The organism is Neobacillus niacini (assembly GCF_023715415.1).
Taxonomy (GTDB): Bacteria; Bacillota; Bacilli; order Bacillales; family Cytobacillaceae; genus Neobacillus; species Neobacillus niacini_C.
The window spans coordinates 274,412-292,643 of record NZ_JAMBOB010000004.1 but is presented as its reverse complement, the minus strand read 5'-3'; the positions used below and the strand labels follow the sequence as shown (position 1 = coordinate 292,643).

General features: G+C 36.4%; 11 protein-coding genes. 8 read left to right on the top strand and 3 right to left on the bottom strand.

Going from position 1 to position 18,232, the window contains the following annotated elements; translation table 11 throughout:
* Positions 1–72 precede the first annotated feature (72 nt).
* Positions 73–375, bottom strand: coding sequence for a DUF4359 domain-containing protein (locus M3189_RS10720; protein WP_251634041.1), 303 nt, complete (start codon positions 373–375; stop codon positions 73–75).
* Between the two features lie 277 nt (positions 376–652).
* Here M3189_RS10720 and M3189_RS10715 point away from each other — a divergent pair, with 277 nt between their 5' ends.
* The 5 genes from M3189_RS10715 (at position 653) to M3189_RS10695 (ending at position 11,710) form a co-directional block, all read left to right on the top strand.
* On the top strand, positions 653–1,555 hold the full coding sequence (locus tag M3189_RS10715) for a CPBP family intramembrane glutamic endopeptidase (protein WP_251634040.1): 903 nt from the start codon (positions 653–655) through the stop codon (positions 1,553–1,555).
* A gap of 236 nt (positions 1,556–1,791) precedes the next feature.
* Complete coding sequence (locus tag M3189_RS10710; RefSeq protein WP_251634039.1) at positions 1,792–6,087, top strand: bifunctional 2',3'-cyclic-nucleotide 2'-phosphodiesterase/3'-nucleotidase; 4,296 nt, start codon at positions 1,792–1,794, stop codon at positions 6,085–6,087.
* 365 nt (positions 6,088–6,452) lie between these two features.
* Positions 6,453–8,093 carry a hypothetical protein gene (locus M3189_RS10705; RefSeq protein WP_251634033.1) on the top strand — a complete coding sequence of 547 codons (1,641 nt, stop codon included), beginning with the start codon at positions 6,453–6,455 and terminating at the stop codon, positions 8,091–8,093.
* Positions 8,094–8,325: 232 nt separating this feature from the next.
* Positions 8,326–9,474 carry a non-hydrolyzing UDP-N-acetylglucosamine 2-epimerase gene (wecB, locus tag M3189_RS10700; RefSeq protein WP_251634031.1) on the top strand — a complete coding sequence of 383 codons (1,149 nt, stop codon included), beginning with the start codon at positions 8,326–8,328 and terminating at the stop codon, positions 9,472–9,474.
* A 112-nt stretch (positions 9,475–9,586) separates the two neighbouring features.
* Entirely contained in the window at positions 9,587–11,710 is a 2,124-nt protein-coding gene (locus M3189_RS10695) for an LTA synthase family protein (RefSeq protein ID WP_251634029.1), read from the top strand.
* 19 nt (positions 11,711–11,729) lie between these two features.
* Here the strand turns inward: M3189_RS10695 and M3189_RS10690 are convergent, their stop codons facing one another.
* Together M3189_RS10690 and M3189_RS10685 are read right to left on the bottom strand one after the other, a co-directional pair.
* Positions 11,730–12,809 carry a hypothetical protein gene (locus M3189_RS10690; RefSeq protein WP_251634028.1) on the bottom strand — a complete coding sequence of 360 codons (1,080 nt, stop codon included), beginning with the start codon at positions 12,807–12,809 and terminating at the stop codon, positions 11,730–11,732.
* A gap of 19 nt (positions 12,810–12,828) precedes the next feature.
* Positions 12,829–14,277, bottom strand: a complete 1,449-nt coding sequence (locus M3189_RS10685) for an MBOAT family O-acyltransferase (RefSeq protein ID WP_251634275.1) — start codon at positions 14,275–14,277, stop codon at positions 12,829–12,831.
* 187 nt (positions 14,278–14,464) lie between these two features.
* Here M3189_RS10685 and galU point away from each other — a divergent pair, with 187 nt between their 5' ends.
* The 3 genes from galU (at position 14,465) to M3189_RS10670 (ending at position 18,151) form a co-directional block, all read left to right on the top strand.
* Complete coding sequence (gene galU, locus M3189_RS10680) at positions 14,465–15,334, top strand: UTP--glucose-1-phosphate uridylyltransferase GalU (RefSeq protein ID WP_251634027.1); 870 nt, start codon at positions 14,465–14,467, stop codon at positions 15,332–15,334.
* Positions 15,335–15,388: 54 nt separating this feature from the next.
* Positions 15,389–16,402: a UDP-glucose 4-epimerase GalE gene (gene galE, locus M3189_RS10675; RefSeq protein WP_251634026.1), complete on the top strand. Its 1,014-nt coding sequence runs from the start codon at positions 15,389–15,391 to the stop codon at positions 16,400–16,402.
* A 108-nt stretch (positions 16,403–16,510) separates the two neighbouring features.
* Positions 16,511–18,151 carry a cell wall-binding repeat-containing protein gene (locus M3189_RS10670; RefSeq protein ID WP_251634020.1) on the top strand — a complete coding sequence of 547 codons (1,641 nt, stop codon included), beginning with the start codon at positions 16,511–16,513 and terminating at the stop codon, positions 18,149–18,151.
* Positions 18,152–18,232 lie beyond the last annotated feature (81 nt).

The window sequence follows — 18,232 nt, the reverse complement described above, 5'->3', positions numbered from 1 at the left end:
CTCTGAAACTTTAGCGGATGAAAAGGAATTACTCCCTCAAATAATAAAATAAGAAGACCCTATCTGGTCTTCTTATTTTTCAACTTTGGAAATTGGAATAAATGTATTGAAGAACCCGATGCAGGTAACCTGACTCAGGCCGATTTCGGAAAAATTGGTTTTGTAGACTGAAAATATGAAGTAATCTTTTTCCGTTGTTCCCATATCGAAAACCTCTTCCCCTGCAAGTGAGAGAATCCCTTTTTCAAGGACATTCGATGATTGATCCATCGCTTTATGGGTAATCCATTCGATGTATTCCGAACGCCCAGGGTTTGTTTCGGATAATACGAATACAATGACTATCAATAGGATAATAGAAATGATCTTTTTCACTTTTCAGCCCCATTCTAATTATTGGTAATATTTACTTAAATTAAGTATAAATGGGGAGATTATGATTGTAAATATAAACCTTCGTGCTACATCTCTAGTAATATGATAAATTAGTACTAATTAACTTTAAAGGGGATAAGTCTGTGTCAAGAATATGGAAATGGGTTGTTGCGTGCTTACTTTTCCTGCTGTACCTAAATGGACTAGGAATTTTGGCCGTTCAGTTTTTATAATATAAATAATAAACAGTAATTTCATAGAACAGGGACTGATAATCATGACCATTAATTTAACCAAGCCTGTTTCGAAAAGGCTTTTGTTTGCACTGCTTACCATTACGATTGGAGTCGAAATTGTCCTCTATTTAAGCGGTTTCAGTCTCTTGGCCGGTACCATCTATGATGCCATTATGGTATCTTCCTTTTTTATCGGGTTAAAGCTGCAGCCTAGACTAAGTAACGGAATTCAAAAAACAAAGAGTCAACTTATACACCAATTTATTGGAGCCTTCCTGCTCTTTGTTCTTGGCAGTACGATGATTAATATTTATTCCTCGTACGCCTTCAAGGATTTTAGTGAGGATTATGAGCAATATGTGGATGCGTATACAGACGTGGTTCCGAATGTTGAACCTGAGTTGGAATCTGGCCAACCAATTGTGCCTGTCGACAATATGTGGGAAGTAGTAGGGGAGATTGACAGTATTGGGTACGACATCTTCACGGATATTCTTGCTGGTCTTGAAGAGGTTTGGCGGTTAGCTTATATTATTTTGATCCTTCTTGTTTTTAAAAAAGTGTTTCCAAGGCGATGGGAAAAAGGCAGACGTGATATTTTTGTCATGCTTGCGCTTTTTATCACCTCAGTGCTATTCGGCATTGATCACACCTTAAATTCTGCTCAATCATGGAAATATGAAGTAGGAGCCATTGTAACCTTCGCCAATATGGGATTATTATTTGGTTTAATTCTATTATGGACGAGAAATCTATGGGTGACCGTTCTGGTGCATTCCGTTTACGATATCCTAGCCACACTGTCTTGGTATTACTTTGAATTTATTGTCGAAATAGCGGTATTGGTTCTTTTGCCTATGTACCTCGTATTAATGGCAATCGAAAAGAAGCAACAAATGAAAAGGTCCATTGAAGTAGTAGTTAATGAAGATATAGCCAATTAAACAAGAGGCTGCCATTAATGTTGGCAGCTTTTTAGTATGCCATGATTCACGTCCTAAATCTCTCTGCTAGATTAAAAGTACAGCTGTCTATCACTCAACTAATTTATCAATAATTCAGAAAAAAATAAATTACAAAAAATCTACAAAATTTACAAAAAAAGATATATTTTATTTCGACAATTCCCGTTATAATGAATTTTGTAATAATACTTTTTGTCGAAAGGTGGAAAAACCTAGTGAAAAAAGGTCTAAAAAAGAAGTTTAAAGGACTAGCCGTTTCTACATTGGCTTTGGGACTTCTGGCAACTCCGTACGGGGGAGTATATGCAGAAGGAAATCAACCAACGAATGTTTTGTCGAATGAGGCATTTGTAAAGCTTAAAATCATGGAAACTACAGATATTCATGGAACGATTATGGACCATGATTACTTTGCTGATGCAGCCGTAAAAAATGGCTTGGTTAGAATTTCAACACTTGTAAAAGCTGAACGTAAAGAAAACCCTAACAATCTATTAGTAGATAATGGAGATATGCTTCAAGGGAATCCTTTTACTGACTATGTAGCAAAAGTAGACCGTCCTACCTTTGTTAATCGCTTAGCTGGTCTTAACCGCTATGAAACAGCAGTTCAAGTATCAAAACAAGGCTGGGATACAGCAGAAACTGTAATCATCGTAAGAGGTGATGACTTTGCGGATGCTCTAGCAGCAGCTCCACTAGCCTATAAACATAACGCTCCTATTCTATTAACACAAACAGATACACTAAATGAAGATACGAAAAAAGAAATTAAACGTCTAGGTGCTACCAAAGCTATAGTAGTCGGAGGCAAGACTGCTGTCTCTAATCGTGTAACAAATGCGTTATCATCAAAATTAAATCTATGGGTCAAGCGTGTTTCAGGTTCTGATCGCTTTGAAACTGCTTCTGCAGTAGCAAAAGAACTAGGAAATCCTAAGAAAGCAGTTCTAGTAAATGGCTTTAACTATCCAGATGCGATTTCAGTAGCTTCTTATGCGGCTCAAAATGGATACCCTATCCTATTAACAAGAACTGACGCTGTCCCTAATGTAACCTTGGAAGCGCTTAATAATGTTACTGATACTATTTTAGTAGGCGGCACTGGCGCTATTAGTGAAAAAGTTGAATCAGCAGTCAAGAATCCACAGCGCGTGGGTGGAGAAAATCGTTTTGAAACATCATTAAAAGTGGCAACTGAACTTGGAAGCGTGAAAGAAAAGGTATTCCTCTCAACAGGATGGGGCTTTGCTGATGCGCTTACTGGCTCTGTTCTTGCAGCAAAAGAAGGAGCGCCAGTAGTTCTCGTTGAAAAGGACAAACTTCCTACAGGTGTAACAGAATTAGTACAGAACAAATATGTGACTGTTCTTGGTGGAACAATTGCAGTTTCTGAAAAAGCAATTACAGGAGAAACTCACCCAATCTATGATGCTATGAATATGTTAGATTATGATGTTTCTAACTTCGGCAATCACGAATTTAACTACGGTCTAGATTTCTTACAAAATAGTATTAATGGAGCAGACTTCCCATTTGTATCAGCAAACGTTTATAAAGCTGATGGTGATAGTGATCCAAGCAATAATAAGAATCTAGTGAATCCGTATAAGATTATTAAAAAAGAAGTAGTGGATAAAGACGGTAAAAAGCATAAGCTTAATGTGGGTGTAATTGGCTTTGTTCCTCCGCAAATTATGCAATGGGACAAGCAAAATCTTGAAGGAAAAGTAATAACAGAGGATATCGTTGCTTCTGCCGAAAAATGGATTCCGAAGATGAAGGAAAACGGTGCAGACTTAGTTGTTGTCGTTGCACACAGTGGATTCACAACAAATAGAGATGACAAGGAAAATGCAATTCTTGGCTTGAGTGAAGTGGAAAATGTAGACGCTATTTTACTAGGCCACAGTCATTTAGCACTTCCTGGTGATAAAGCATATAATGCGTTCCCTGGAATTATCGATAACGTAAAAGGAACCATCAATGGTGTACCAGCTGTTCAAGCGAAAGTTGATGGACAATTCCTTGGTGTTATTGACCTAGATTTAGATTTAGTCGATGGAAAATGGGTAGTGAAGAATTCTCAATCAGAGGTTATGGGTACATCTACAGTAGACGCAGACCCTGACATGGTTGAGTTAATGAAGCCTGTTCATGACCATACGATTGATTATATTAACAGTGCAGTTGGAGAAACAACGGCTCCAATTCACAGCTTTTTCTCAAGGGTTCAAGATGATCCTTCTGTACAAATTGTCAGCAATGCTCAAAAAGAGTACATGGAAAAAGTATTAAAAGGAACAGAATATGAAGGGATTCCAATTCTTTCATCTGCAGCTCCATTTAAGGCAGGACGTAATAGTGGTAATGACTACACAAGCATTCCTGCTGGAGAAATGACAATTAAAAACGTAGCAGACCTTTATAAGTTCCCAAATACTGTTTCAGCGTTACTTCTAAATGGTAAAGAATTGAAGGATTATTTGGAATGGACAGCTACAAACTTTAATCAGATTAATCCTGCTGAAACAAAAGAACAGCCATTAATCAATAAGGATTTCCCTGATTATAACTTTGATACCATTGATGGTGTTACCTATGAATTCGATGTAACACAACCATTACGCTATGATTCAAAAGGAACAGTTGTTGCGAATCCTGCTGCAAACCGTATTAAGAATTTAATGTATAATGGACAGCCGGTAACAGATGACATGAAGTTTGTTATTGCTACAAACAATTATCGTGCTTCTTCTCCAATCGTTAATCCAGGCGGAGCTAAGACAATTTACGCATCTGCTGATGAAAGCCGTCAGGTAGTAATGAATTATATTATCAACAATAAGGTAATTAACCCTTCTGCGGATCAGAACTGGAAATTAGCTTCATTGAATGCAAATGTTGACTTAACATTTGAATCAAGTCCATCTGCGAAAACTTTTGCAGAGCAAACAAATAATATTAAGTATGTTGAAACATTAGAGTCTGGGTATGCAAAATACACATTAAAAAACCCAATCGATGTACAACTTTTAGGTATCAATGACTTCCATGGTCAACTAGATACGTTTAGTTCAAGCCTTAATGCAGGTGGAGCTGAATATTTGGCAGCACACTTAAAGCAGCGTGAAGCAACAAACCCTGCTAATACCTTAATGGTTCATGTTGGTGATTCAGTAGGAGCAAGCTCTCCTGTTTCAGCTCTTATCCAAGACGAACCTACAATTGAAATCCTAAACAAAATTGGTTTCGATGTAGGAACGCTTGGAAACCATGAATTTGATGAAGGTGTAAAAGAGATGATGCGCCTAATCAATGGTGGCGCACATCCAGCAACAGAGGCAAAGTACGGGGTATTTGAAGGTGCGAGTTTCCCGTATGTTTCAGCTAACGTTGTTGATGAAACAACAAACGAACCGATTTTAAATCCATATGTAATCAAAGAAGTAAGTGGTGTTCAAATTGGATTTATTGGTGTTACCTATAGTGATACGCCAACAATTGTTACGCCTAGTGGTGTAGCAGGTGTTAAATTCCTTGATGAAGCTGAATCTATTAATAAATATACGAAAGAGCTTAAAGCAAAAGGTGTAGAATCCATTGTTGTTCTTGCGCATAACGCAGTGAAATCAAATACTGATGGCTCAAGTCCTACTGAAGAACTAGTTGATATTGCCAATTTAGTAGATGATGAAGTGGATGTCATTTATGGTGGACATAACCATCAATATGCGAATACTGTAGTGGATGGTAAGTTACTTGTTCAATCTTATGCTTCAGGAACTGCTTTCTCAGATGTAGATTTAACAATTGACCCTGTTACAAAAGATGTCATAACGAAAAAAGCTGAGGTGGTAAATGCAGTCCGTACAATTACTCCAGATGCTGAAATTAAAGCATTGGTTGAAGGCTATTCTGCCGATGTTGCTCCAATTCTTAATGAGGTAATTGGAAATGCACCTGAAGGAATTAGCAGAACAGAAAATGCGGACGGTGAATCACCAATGGGTAACCTCATTGCTGACTCTATGATAGAGCAAACGGGTACTGACTTTGCTTTCATGAATCCAGGAGGAATCCGTGCTGAAATCACGCCAGGAGAAATCCTTTGGAAAGAAGCTTTTACTGTTCAGCCATTTGGTAATGATCTAGTTACAATGACATTAACAGGTGCTCAAATTAAAACATTGTTTGAGCAACAGTGGGGTTCTAAGCCAAGAATCCTTAAGATTGCTGGTTTAAAAGTTAGCTATGATGATTCAAAAGAAAAAGGCAGCCGTATGGTTTCTATTAAGAAGACTGATGGTACAGATCTCGTAGACACCCAAGAGTACACAGTAACAGTTAATAACTTCATGGCAGATGGCGGAGATGAGCTGTCTATCTTGAAGGAGGGCAAAAACCGTGTTACTCATGTAACGGATTTAGATGCATTAATCAATTTCATTAAAAAGTATGAAACCATTAATCCTAAAAACGAAGGCCGTATTACCAAAGTGAATAAATAACCTTGAGCCAAAAAAGGGCAGACTCATAAATTTGAGTCTGCTCTTTTTTTTTGTTTAGGAACTTATCGTGCCTTGATTTTCCAGTTTCACTGAATAAGATAGGTTTTTGAAAGTTATACTCAAATGTAACAATTATTTAACTTTATAGTTACAGAAATTTAATCAAGTAGTAAAATAGACTTTTGGGATAAATCCATGTCTATTTTTTTTCCAAAACAAGCAAATGAGTTACTAAATATTCAAAGAATGTCTCTTTGCGCTTTGGAAGAATAGGGCGAGAATAAAAATCTGATAACCAGGTACATCTTTGAAAACAATAACCCTGATGGGCAACCGCCATTTGGTCAAATGAGAGAGGTAGAAAAATGACGAAAATTTGGAGAAGGATCACGATTAGTCTTATCGTTTTAGTTTCATTAGTTTTTATTGGTTTATGGATGAAGCCTCACTTCATTAATAAACCAATCAACAATACGCCGAATAAAGTTGGTTCAGTAGAACCTTCTAAACCCTCACAGGATCAACTCTTATTAAACAAAGATTTTAATGTAATTGCGTTTTCTAAGAATCATCAGTTGAAACTTGAGAAGGTAGAAAAAAAGACAATGTATGGTGTACATGATGAAAGATATTTTCTTACAATCGAGAAAAGTGCAAATGAGGAAGCCGGATCCGCTATAGTTACTTTTCGTAAGGTCCCAACGAATGACGTATTTGTTTTCGTCCACGTTGATTCAGAAAACGCAAACATAAATCTTACGCTGCAACAAAGTTTTTCAGGGAATTCGTATGAAAAAAGGGAGCTAGATCTACCTACTTCCGAAGTATATCCTAACAGAAAAGAATATACTGATCCGACTTCCAACAACTTTACGTATCTAGAATTTAATGATAAGGATAAGAAGAGCGGCAGTGTTTTTATTGGAGGTCAATATTTATTTAAAAAACTAACACATACCTATCCAGATACGGGAAGGACAAGTACCGTGTATGGGCTTTTATCGGAAGACAGAGACTTCAAATATGAACAAAATAACAATCATTACAATTTTTCTTTAACAACCAATGCTAACCAAAGTTCAGGAGAATCGTGGTATTTGATGAGTCGCACTCCATTATTTAATAATGAAGACGAATTTACATTGGCCCAGAATATTGGAATTGATGAATACAAATGGCTTACCCCAACGGATGTGATTTCAAAAGGTGTCGATTCGATTTTTCCTAAACCAGAAATTGGCTTTGCCCGTTCATTAGTCCGACAAAGTGCTAAAAAATCAATCATTGCCTTTGAAGACATAAATAATCGATTCTTCGAGAATATTAACTGGAATTCGTTTGTTCAGCTCGAACAAATTAGAGACACTGATGGATTATGGTATTCTAACTATACAAGTACATGGTTAGAATCAACATATGGTATTCGAACACATTATGTTGATTCTAGACATAATGATAATCTGATTCGAGCTCAGGATAGAAGAGCGAAGAACCTTGGGATTACTGAGTACAAAGATAGTTATAAAGTATATGCCGATTTCCTCAATAATAAAATGGATGAAGGCTTTGTTATTAAAACAGTGAATGGAAAATTTCTTGTCGATTATTATTCAGACGAAAGTCTTACGCACGTTTCATTAAATCATGCGTTAAGTTTAATGAATTATTTATACTATGCATTCCAAAAATCCTCAGATGAAAAATACCTAATAGCGGCAGATCAAATGTATCAAGCCTTAAAGGATACGGGGGAAGCCTGGATTAATCCTGAGGGGAATTTATTTTACCAGTTAAACCTGGATGGGACCTATCAAGACAATGATTATAAATTGGTAACTTATTACGACCTTTTATATACAAGGAAGCTGTTACAAGAAATCAAAGGAGAAACAAGTCCAATCATTGAAAAGTTAATCGATAGTAAAATAAATTACCTTGAAAAAGCGGGCGTCGACATTAACGTTGATATGGAAAAAATTGAAGATTACGTTGGAATAATTGAGTAAGATTTTTGGAGGTCAGACAACGGTCTGACCTTTACTTGTGTTTATGGAAATTATTTATTTCTAGACCTGTTGATAACCTTCACCTGAGTCGTGATTTAAGTAACGTTTGAGATTTTGTTCCTAGAAAGAAAACAGCCTAAGGTGTTCTTTTTACAAATATTTTGATATCATTTAAAGGGTTGAAGTATATCGATGTTAACTCGGTGCATTGAATATCCATATGGAGGTTTATATGAAGAACCAGATAAAGGTAATGACAGTATTTGGAACCAGACCTGAAGCTATTAAGATGGCGCCATTAGTAAAAGAATTAGCAAAAAATGATGATAAAATAGAATCCATTGTGGCTGTTACGGCACAGCATAGAGAAATGCTGGATCAGGTGTTGAAAATATTTGATATCCAACCTGATTATGATTTAAATATCATGAAGGATCGTCAATCCCTGATTGATGTAACGACTAGAAGCTTGGATGGATTAAATAAAGTATTTCAAGAGGTTAAGCCTGATATTGTGCTAGTACATGGTGATACAACCACTACCTTTGTAGCCAGCCTAGCCGCTTTTTATAACTCTATCCCGATTGGGCATGTTGAAGCGGGCCTCCGGACATGGAATAAATATTCCCCTTATCCTGAAGAGATGAACAGGCAGCTTACGGGAGTTTTAGCAGACTTGCATTTTTCGCCAACAAGTCAATCAAGAGAAAATCTTCTAACTGAAAATAAGCCGGAAGAATCCATCTTTGTTACAGGAAACACGGCTATTGATGCCTTGAAAACAACGGTAAAAACCAGTTATTCTCACCCTGTTCTTGATAAGCTTGGGGATGACCGATTGGTATTAATGACGGCACACCGTCGTGAAAACACAGGAAAGCCAATGGAGAATATGTTCCGTGCGATAAGAAGGTTAGTAGAAGAGCACGAGGATATTCAGGTGGTTTATCCCGTACATATGAACCCCGTTGTTCGAGAAATTGCGAATAGAATACTTGGAGAAAATAATCGTATCCATTTAATCGAGCCGTTAGATGTAATCGATTTTCATAATTTCGCCTCTAGAGCTTATATCATTCTAACAGATTCTGGCGGCGTCCAAGAGGAAGCACCGTCACTGGGAGTTCCGGTCCTCGTGTTAAGAGATACAACTGAGCGTCCTGAAGGGGTAAAAGCAGGAACATTAAAGCTTGCTGGTACCGAAGAGGAAACCATCTTCCAGCTTGCGAATGAATTATTATCAGATAAAGTAGCTCATGATTTGATGGCGAAAGCTTCAAACCCATATGGTGATGGACTAGCTTCGAAGAGAATTGTGGAAGCGATTCTTTACCACTTTAAACATACTGATGAAAAACCAATGTCCTTTGGAGGTTTTTAGAAACCTGCTTATGAAAGTTAACTCTAAGTATTACAGGGTTGGCTTTCTTTGCGTTTGGAGCACACTGAAGGGTATACTAATAAAAAAATTATTTAAAGGGGTTGTCCTATGAATGAAGGGTATCAATCATCTGGTTTCCAACATAAAACCTTCTAAAAGTGGATTATTATTAGCTTTAACAGCCAGCGCATTTTCTCTATTCACCCTCATAATAATAGAAGTCATACACAGAGGTTCGTTTGCCGCATTTTTTAATTGGGCAGATGAAAGTACCGTATCTTTTGTGATGACATTTTTATTCCTCTTCTTTTTAGTAGGGGCGCTGTTTTTTTTACCCACAATCCTTTTTATTTCCCTTATAGCAATAGAAGTTATTTTTTGGTTTATTTTATCCCTTGGAAGCTTTATTAAGTACCAATTAAGAGGAGAGTTTTTCACACCAGCAGATTTATATGCCCTAAATGAAGGGGCAGATATTTCTACATTAATGAACGATTTAATTAGCTGGAAAGAGATCGTTGGTTTTGTGGTCACGTTACTCCTTCTTGTCGTTTTCAGCCTTTTCTTTATTCGTTTTAAAAAGAGGGTAGCTTTTCGTAAGCGGTTCATTTTTTCTGTTATTTCTATTATTGGTTTAGCCATTATTAGTACGCAGCCGTCATTATTCACGTTTAGAAGCTTTTCAAAAAATGTGCCGACAGTTGAAAGCTATAATAAATTTGGCTTTATTGGAGCCTATTTAACATTGGTAGAGAAAACGAATATTGCAGTCCCGGATAATTACGATAAAGAAGAAATCAATAAAATTGTTAAAAGAGTGACGGAGACATCGACCGAGGATGTAGTAGACCCAGATTTTCAACCCAATATTATTGTGGTCCTTGCAGAAGCGATGTGGGATCCATTATTGTTGAAGAATGCGAACTTTAAAGAAGACCCGCTGCCATACTTCCGGTCATTAATGGAGAATTATTCCTCTGGGAGCATGGTGACCCATGTGTATGGCGGAGGCACGTTTAATACGGAACTAGAAGTTTTGTCAGGGCTATCAACGCGTTTTTCTCCTGAAGAGATTTACTATAATCAAGTGAATCGGCCGATTGATTCTTTAGCGTATGTACTAAGAAAGCAAGGCTATCATGCCACGGCTATACATAACTTTAAAAATTGGTATTATACCCGTAGAGATATCTATGAGCGGATTGGTTTTGAAAGATTTTTCAGTATGGAATTTTTCAATAATCCAAGTTATATTGGCCCCTATATCGATGATAGAATATTGATGCAACAGGCTCTGGAAGAATTACAAAAAACAAAGGGTCCAGATTTTTTAAATGTGGTTACGGTAGCGAGCCATGGTCCCTATAATGATATTCGTTATAAGGATTTACCAATATTAGCAACAAGCGATAGGAAGATGACAGAGTTATCTAAATATATCCTTAACCTTTATACCAATTTGTTAAAAGACTTAGATGACTCCATTCGTCTTTTATTTGAAGGTGTAAAGGAAATCGATGAGCCCACAATGGTTGTTATCTATGGAGATCATTTACCGTTTTTAGGAGAAGAATATGCGGTTTATCGGGAATTAGATTACTTCCAGGGTGATTTAAACAATTACCAGGAATACAAAAAAATGTATCAAACACCATTATTGGTTTGGGATAATTTCGGAGGAGAAACGAAAAAAGAAGATTTAAGGATGACTCCTAACTTTTTAGGATCCTATATATTGGCCCATGCCAAAAAGGAAATGTCACCGATCTTCAGCCTCAGCCGTGATCTCTATCAACAGGGGAAAACTGTTATTCCAAAACAGACTTTTTATAAGCAAGAAGGAGTGAAAGAAGCAGAGTTAAAAGATTATCAACTACTTCATTATGATGTCATAAGGGGAAGACAGTATAGCTACGCTAACAGAAAACTTAAACCATTTGAGGGTTATGTACTAGGAAATGGTAAAATAAAAATCAATTCGGTTCAGGTTGAAAAAAACCAAAAAGGAACATATAGCTTAGAAATCCACGGTGAGAATTTTGTTTCTGGATCAACCATCTTTATTGATGGGAAAAAGAAAAAGGTCAAATTCACAAATGAGAACGAAATCTCAACGACGATAAAAGGAGATTCAATCAGTGACTCGTCATCCCATGAAGTTCGTGTTGCCGTACTTGACGATGATGGAAAAACCGTCATAGAAGAATCAAATTCGAAGACAATAAAATTAAAATAAAAAAAAGAGGCTTTCTTTATTAGAAAGTCTCTTTCTCATCCTTTGTGGAGGCCAATTGTTTCACTAAGAAATTCTCTACTTGCGCTAATAATTTTTCATTATTAGCTCTAAGTGTTTCAGCTGTTTGTACATAGTTTTGAGAGGCAAACTGTTTAACCATCCAATCATTCGTATCCATAAAGTAATGTGAGCCATCCATGTAGTTAGTTACGTTGAAGGTAATTTTACTCTCAGCTTGAAAATCATGAATCACCACGTTTTTTAAATCTTTAACTTGGTTATAAATGTATTCCTTCATCTTTAAGCGGTCTATAAATGCTTGTTGGCTGCGATTATAGTTAAAAATATGGTATGTGATTGGATAGGGCGTGTAGTACAGTGTAAATGCCTGTTCTGGATGTTGTTTGATTGCAGGTAAAATATTTACATCAAAGTTATCTTTCATTTTTTGAAAAGATACTTCTTTAGGAACAGGATTATTATTTTTCTTTGTTTGAGTCTCTTTATATTTCTCTGTAGTCATGGCTGGAATACCAAAACCAAATTTATAAACATTGTATGGCGTACGCAGAGGCTGGTTTTGCTTTTTAGCCTCGAGTCGATCAAAGTAGATTTCTCCAGCGTAATAACTGAAAAGGTATTTAAAGTCATCCAGAGGATAGGTATTGTATAAATAGGTTGGGAAAGTACCTGATTCCTCGTTTACGCGATCTAGGTCACCATGAAGGGAATCGAAATCAAGATCCCAATAAACGTTCTTTAGGTTTTTGTGTGTCGCATTGGCTAGTTGATAAATATAACTTTGTTCCTTTGCCGAGGAAGCAGATAAAGCTGCATTAAAACTTTTGACATTAAGTTTTCGATCAATCAATGTTTCATTGAAATTTTGACTCATCGAGGGTCCGATGAAAATGGTGTCGTAATCTAAATTTTTTATAAAGGCTGGCAGTTGGTAACGCCCATTTACACTGTAATAATGACTTTCTTTCTTTAAATGATAGTAGCCTAGAGGGTCTATCTGATAAATTAAAAATGAATAAAGACCAGAAAAGATTAGTGTGGATGCCAGTAAATAAATTAAGAACTTTTTATAACCCATCAAGCGTACTCCTTATGTTTTAGAAATTGAAATATAAAAATTCACTTACTTTCGATAGTGATAGAATAGATGCCACTGTTATTATGGATAGGACAATGACTTTCCCAACGTTCATGTTAAACTCATTCATTCGTTCCATTGTATTTTTAGAGAATATAACGATGACTAAAAAGGCCAACAAAACTATTGAGTACTTTAATATATCTGGGCTGGTGTATAGTATTTCAACATTGATACCAATATTGAAGGGCAGTATTTTATTGATTGCATTTGCGATTGATGGGAACTCAATACCGTTAAGTCCAATCATTCCTTTCAGAATTGATAAAGCTTGGCTCATCGTTTCTGATCTAAAAAGGACCCAGGCTGAATTAACAAATAGAAAAGTAAGGAGCCAGGCCGTCCATTTAGGAAGACTGATATTTGTCGTTTTCCAAGCACGATAAATCATTGAGGCTAATCCATGGAGTACACCCCAGACAACAAACGTCCATCCTGCACCATGCCAAATTCCGCTAATGAAAAAAATAATAAAAATGTTAAAATAGGTACGATATTTTCCAACCCGACTTCCGCCCAGAGGAAAGTAAATATATTGTGTCAAGAATCGGTTTAAGGTTATATGCCATCTGCGCCAGAAATCTTGAATGTTTAGTGCCTTATAAGGCGAATTAAAGTTTAGTGGAAGTTTAATATTGAATAGCAGTGCAGCACCAATGGCCATGTCGCAATATCCACTAAAATCAAAATATAATTGCATCGTATACGAAAGTGAAGTAATCCAACTTTCAAAAAAGGATAGAGCTCTTTCAGCCCCGTAGCCCATGTTGGCTACAGTTGCAAAATTGTCAGCAATTAATACTTTTTTTCCAAGCCCTAGAATGAATATATAGGTCCCTAAGGCAAAGTTTCTTGCGTGTAACCTAGCATTATCATTCTCCTCAAATTGCGGCATCATTTCTTTGTGATGAACAATGGGTCCTGCAATTAATTGTGGAAAAAAAGTAACAAATAAGCAGTACTCAAAAAATCGATAATGCCTAGTTTCTCCTTTATAGGAATCAACAATAAAAGCTATTTGCTGAAAGGTGAAAAAGCTTATTCCAAGTGGTAAGATTATTTGTTGAAGGATAATATCTTTATCGATAAGATAATTTAAATTGTTAATAAAGAAATTTGTATACTTATAATAACCCAATAAGGAAACATTAAATAATATCCCAAGTGTTAACAAAAGCTTTTTGTGGTTTTCAAACCTAAGCATTAATTTACTAAATCCGAAGTTAATAATGATTGAACTGATAATTAGGTATAAATATTTTGGTGTCCAATAACCATAGAAAAATAATGACGCTAATACTAACCAGATCATTTTGGTATGAAGAGAAGTCTTTCTTAGTACGAAAAAATATCCAATAATCACGATTGGAAGGAAAATAAAGATAAATTCATAGGAATTAAATAGCACCCAAAGCACCTCAGTAATGATTAATAGTATATATATTCTACTCTAATTAATGAGCTTAATTAATTGAGCGAAAATTGTCAAATGGTGCTTTAGGTAAGTGTAGGTTATTGGTATAATAATTTGAATGATATCCCGTTAAAAACACTCTCTTGAATAGTTTCAAAAAGAGGAAAGGTTGGAATAAGAAATGAAAAATGTGAAAAAAGCAATAATTCCAGCTGCTGGACTTGGAACAAGATTTTTACCAGCGACGAAGGCAATGCCCAAAGAAATGCTGCCAATAGTTGATAAACCAACGATTCAATATATTGTGGAAGAAGCGATTGAATCTGGAATTGAAGACATCATCATTGTTACCGGAAAAGGCAAAAGGTCTATTGAGGATCATTTTGATAATGCATTTGAACTTGAACAAACGTTATTGGAAAAAGAAAAGTTCGAGTTATTGGAAACGGTTCAGGAAGTATCAAAAATGGTTGATATTCACTATATTAGACAAAAAGAACCAAAAGGCCTTGGACATGCGGTCTGGTGTGCACGTAATTTTATTGGAAATGAACCGTTCGCCGTTTTACTTGGGGACGATATCGTACAAGCAGAAACTCCTTGTTTGAAACAATTGATTAATGAGTATGACAGAACTCATTCTTCTGTCATTGGGGTTAAACAAGTCCCAGAAGATGAAACGGATCGGTATGGAATCATCGACCCTATTGATCAGTTTGATCGGTCATTCCAGGTTAGGAACTTTGTGGAAAAACCAAAAAAAGGCACTGCACCATCTAATTTAGCCATTATCGGAAGATATATTTTCACACCGGAAATTTTCTTGTTCTTAGAAAAACAAGAAATTGGAGCCGGTGGTGAGATTCAGCTGACAGATGCCATACAAAAACTAAACCAGATTCAGCGTGTGTTTGCCTATGAGTTTGAAGGGAAAAGATACGATGTTGGGGATAAGCTTGGGTTTATTGAAACAACGATTGAATTTGCTCTTCAAAAAGAAGAGCTGCGGGATGATTTACTAAAATTTATGTCAAAAATGCTTGAAAAGTAATGATAGAGTAAATGAAGATTTTAATTTGATTTAAGACAGGAGTGAGTTTCCCTTATGGCAATTTTAGTAACAGGCGGGGCCGGATATATTGGTACCCATACTTGTGTCGAATTATTAAATAGTGGTTATGAGATTGTGGTTTTAGATAATCTCTTAAATAGTAAACCAGAAGCGTTGAAACGAGTTAAAGAGTTAACAGGTAAAGATTTTAAATTTTACGAAGTGGATTTACTGGAACGAGTTAAGGTTGAAGAAGTGTTTGCGGAAAATAACATAGAGGCTGTTATCCATTTTGCTGGACTCAAGGCAGTAGGAGAGTCTGTTTCTATACCTCTTCATTATTATCATAATAATATCACTGGCACACTGATTCTATGTGAAGTCATGAATAAGTTCGGAGTGAAAAATCTAGTATTCAGTTCTTCTGCAACCGTTTATGGTATGCCTGAACGGATGCCGATTTCAGAGGAGGATCCACTCAGTGCAACCAACCCGTATGGTAGCACGAAGCTAATGATTGAGCAAATCCTACGTGATTTATATGTATCCGACGCATCTTGGAGTATTGCATTACTTCGCTATTTTAACCCTATTGGTGCCCATGAAAGCGGGCGAATTGGGGAAGATCCTAATGGTATCCCTAATAATTTAATGCCATTCATCACACAAGTCGCTGTAGGCAAGCTTGAGAAGCTGCGTGTTTTTGGAAATGAATATCCAACCGTTGACGGCACTGGAGTACGTGATTATATACATGTTGTCGACTTGGCTAAAGGTCATCTAAAAGCCCTTGAAAAAGTAACAGGAGCAAGCGGAGTAGAGGCTTATAACCTTGGTACAGGAAATGGCTATAGTGTTTTAGAGATGGTAAGGGCATTTGAAAAAGCTTCTGGAATCAACATTCCATATCAAATTGTAGATAATAGACCAGGGGATATTGCTGTTTGTTACGCTGATTCAACGAAAGCGAAAACGGACCTTGGCTGGACAGCTGAAAAAGGGATTGAAGAAATGTGCAGGGATTCGTGGAAATGGCAAAGTGAAAATCCAAATGGATATGGTAAGTAAATAGTAATAAATAATTTAGAGGGCCTTCCTAATTTTTCTAATGGGAAGGCTTTACTTTGGAGAATAATACATTTTTGTTAGATTTATATGTTGTATTGGGGGATTAGAATGTTTAACATGATAAAAGTTTTTTCATCATTTGCCATTTTTTGCTTCATTATTTTGATTTTTCATGATCGGGTTGCTTCAGCCGAACAGATTAGGATATCTGGCGGGGACAGATATGAAACAGCGGCTAATATCTCTAAAGCAGGGTGGGAAACAGCAGAAACAGTAGTTTTAGCACAGGGGTTGGATTTCCCGGATGCCTTAGCTAGTGTTCCTATGGCCAAAAAATATAATGCACCTATTTTGCTAACGCGGACTGAGGCACTTCCGTCAGTAACAATAGAGGAAATTAAAAGGTTAAGAGTTAGAAATGTCATTATTTTGGGTGGTCCATTGGCTGTTTCTATGAATATTGAAGAATATTTAATGAATACCTTGAATCTCACTGTAAAGAGAATCGGTGGAAAAACCCGTTATAAAACGGCCGAAGCCATTGCTGCCGAAATGGGTCAATATAATCAGGTTTTCATTGTTGATGCGAATAACTTTCCAGATGCCTTAGCTATAGCACCTTATGCAGCCATTACAGGTTCCCCAATCCTCCTAACAAAGTCTGATTTCTTACCTGTGGAAATAAAACAGGCTGCCCAAAAGGCAGAGAAGCGGTATGTAATTGGGGGGGAAGTTGCCGTAAATGACGCAATCCTGTCAGAATTAAATGCGGAGAGAATTGCTGGTGAAAATCGTTATGATACATCGGCAAAAATTCTACATACTTTTTATCAAATACAGCCTCATCTTTATTTTGCTACTGGGGCAGAGTTTGCAGATGCTTTAGCTGGGTCGGCTTTAGCCGCTAAAAATGAGAGTGGTGTAGCTCTTGTAAGACCGAACGCAATTCCTGCTGAACTTCAAGACAGCTTTAAAAATTATCAGTTTTCGAAAACATTTGTCTTAGGTGGTACTCAAGCAATCCAACAGGAAACAGCAGTCGAATTGGATAAGCAGGTCATTTATGAAATTACTGATCGAAGCAAACCAATTATTTTTTATATTCCTCATTCTGATGATGAATTGTTAGCTGCTGGTGCAGGCATTGACAATTTTCTTAACCGTGGATTTGATGTGAAAGTTGTCCTTTTGACGAAGGGGAAGGCTTCTGCGGTTTATAATCAGTTACTTTCTCAATTCCCAGATATGACCCTAGAGGAATTTGGAGAAGCAAGAGTCACAGAGTTTAAAGATTCACTTTCAAGATTAGAAGTGAAAGAGAATAATATATTTGTATATGATTTTCCAGATTCCGAACTAACAGAAGAGGATGTAACAAGTGTCATATTGGATTTTGAAAATCGGTTTCCTAATGCTGAGCACAGGGCCTTTTCATTTGAAGATATTAATAATGACCATCGTGCAATAGGAATCGCTTTAAACGACTTATATTGGAGTGGGAAAGTTAAAAATGCCCGTTTTTATATCTCCCCTTATTTTGATAATCGTTTCATTAAGGGTTTTTATATTAAACCTATTAATAGAAGTAAAGTGATTGATGCCATATTTGCATACAAACTTTTTAACCCCGAGGAAGGCAGATATTCAATAGGTTATCGATCTGTTCCATATATGTTTAATCAATTGGAGGAAAACCCAATTAGTAAGGTTCATTTGCCAGACAAAAACTATATTAGTAGTGAAAGTTAATAATTAGTAATTTCTATGTAAAATATAGAAAAATTTGTAGAAATTACTGTTATAATGTAATAGTCTAAAAATTTTTGTAGA

Excerpts from the sequence above, each read along its gene's own strand:
- M3189_RS10715 (WP_251634040.1), top strand. The coding sequence starts at position 653 with ATGACCATTAATTTAACCAAGCCTGTTTCGAAAAGGCTTTTGTTTGCA.
- M3189_RS10705 (WP_251634033.1), top strand. The coding sequence starts at position 6,453 with ATGACGAAAATTTGGAGAAGGATCACGATTAGTCTTATCGTTTTAGTT.
- wecB (WP_251634031.1), top strand. The coding sequence starts at position 8,326 with ATGAAGAACCAGATAAAGGTAATGACAGTATTTGGAACCAGACCTGAA.
- M3189_RS10695 (WP_251634029.1), top strand. The coding sequence starts at position 9,587 with ATGAAGGGTATCAATCATCTGGTTTCCAACATAAAACCTTCTAAAAGT.
- M3189_RS10690 (WP_251634028.1), bottom strand. The coding sequence starts at position 12,809 with ATGGGTTATAAAAAGTTCTTAATTTATTTACTGGCATCCACACTAATC.
- galU (WP_251634027.1), top strand. The coding sequence starts at position 14,465 with ATGAAAAATGTGAAAAAAGCAATAATTCCAGCTGCTGGACTTGGAACA.
- galE (WP_251634026.1), top strand. The coding sequence starts at position 15,389 with ATGGCAATTTTAGTAACAGGCGGGGCCGGATATATTGGTACCCATACT.
- M3189_RS10670 (WP_251634020.1), top strand. The coding sequence starts at position 16,511 with ATGTTTAACATGATAAAAGTTTTTTCATCATTTGCCATTTTTTGCTTC.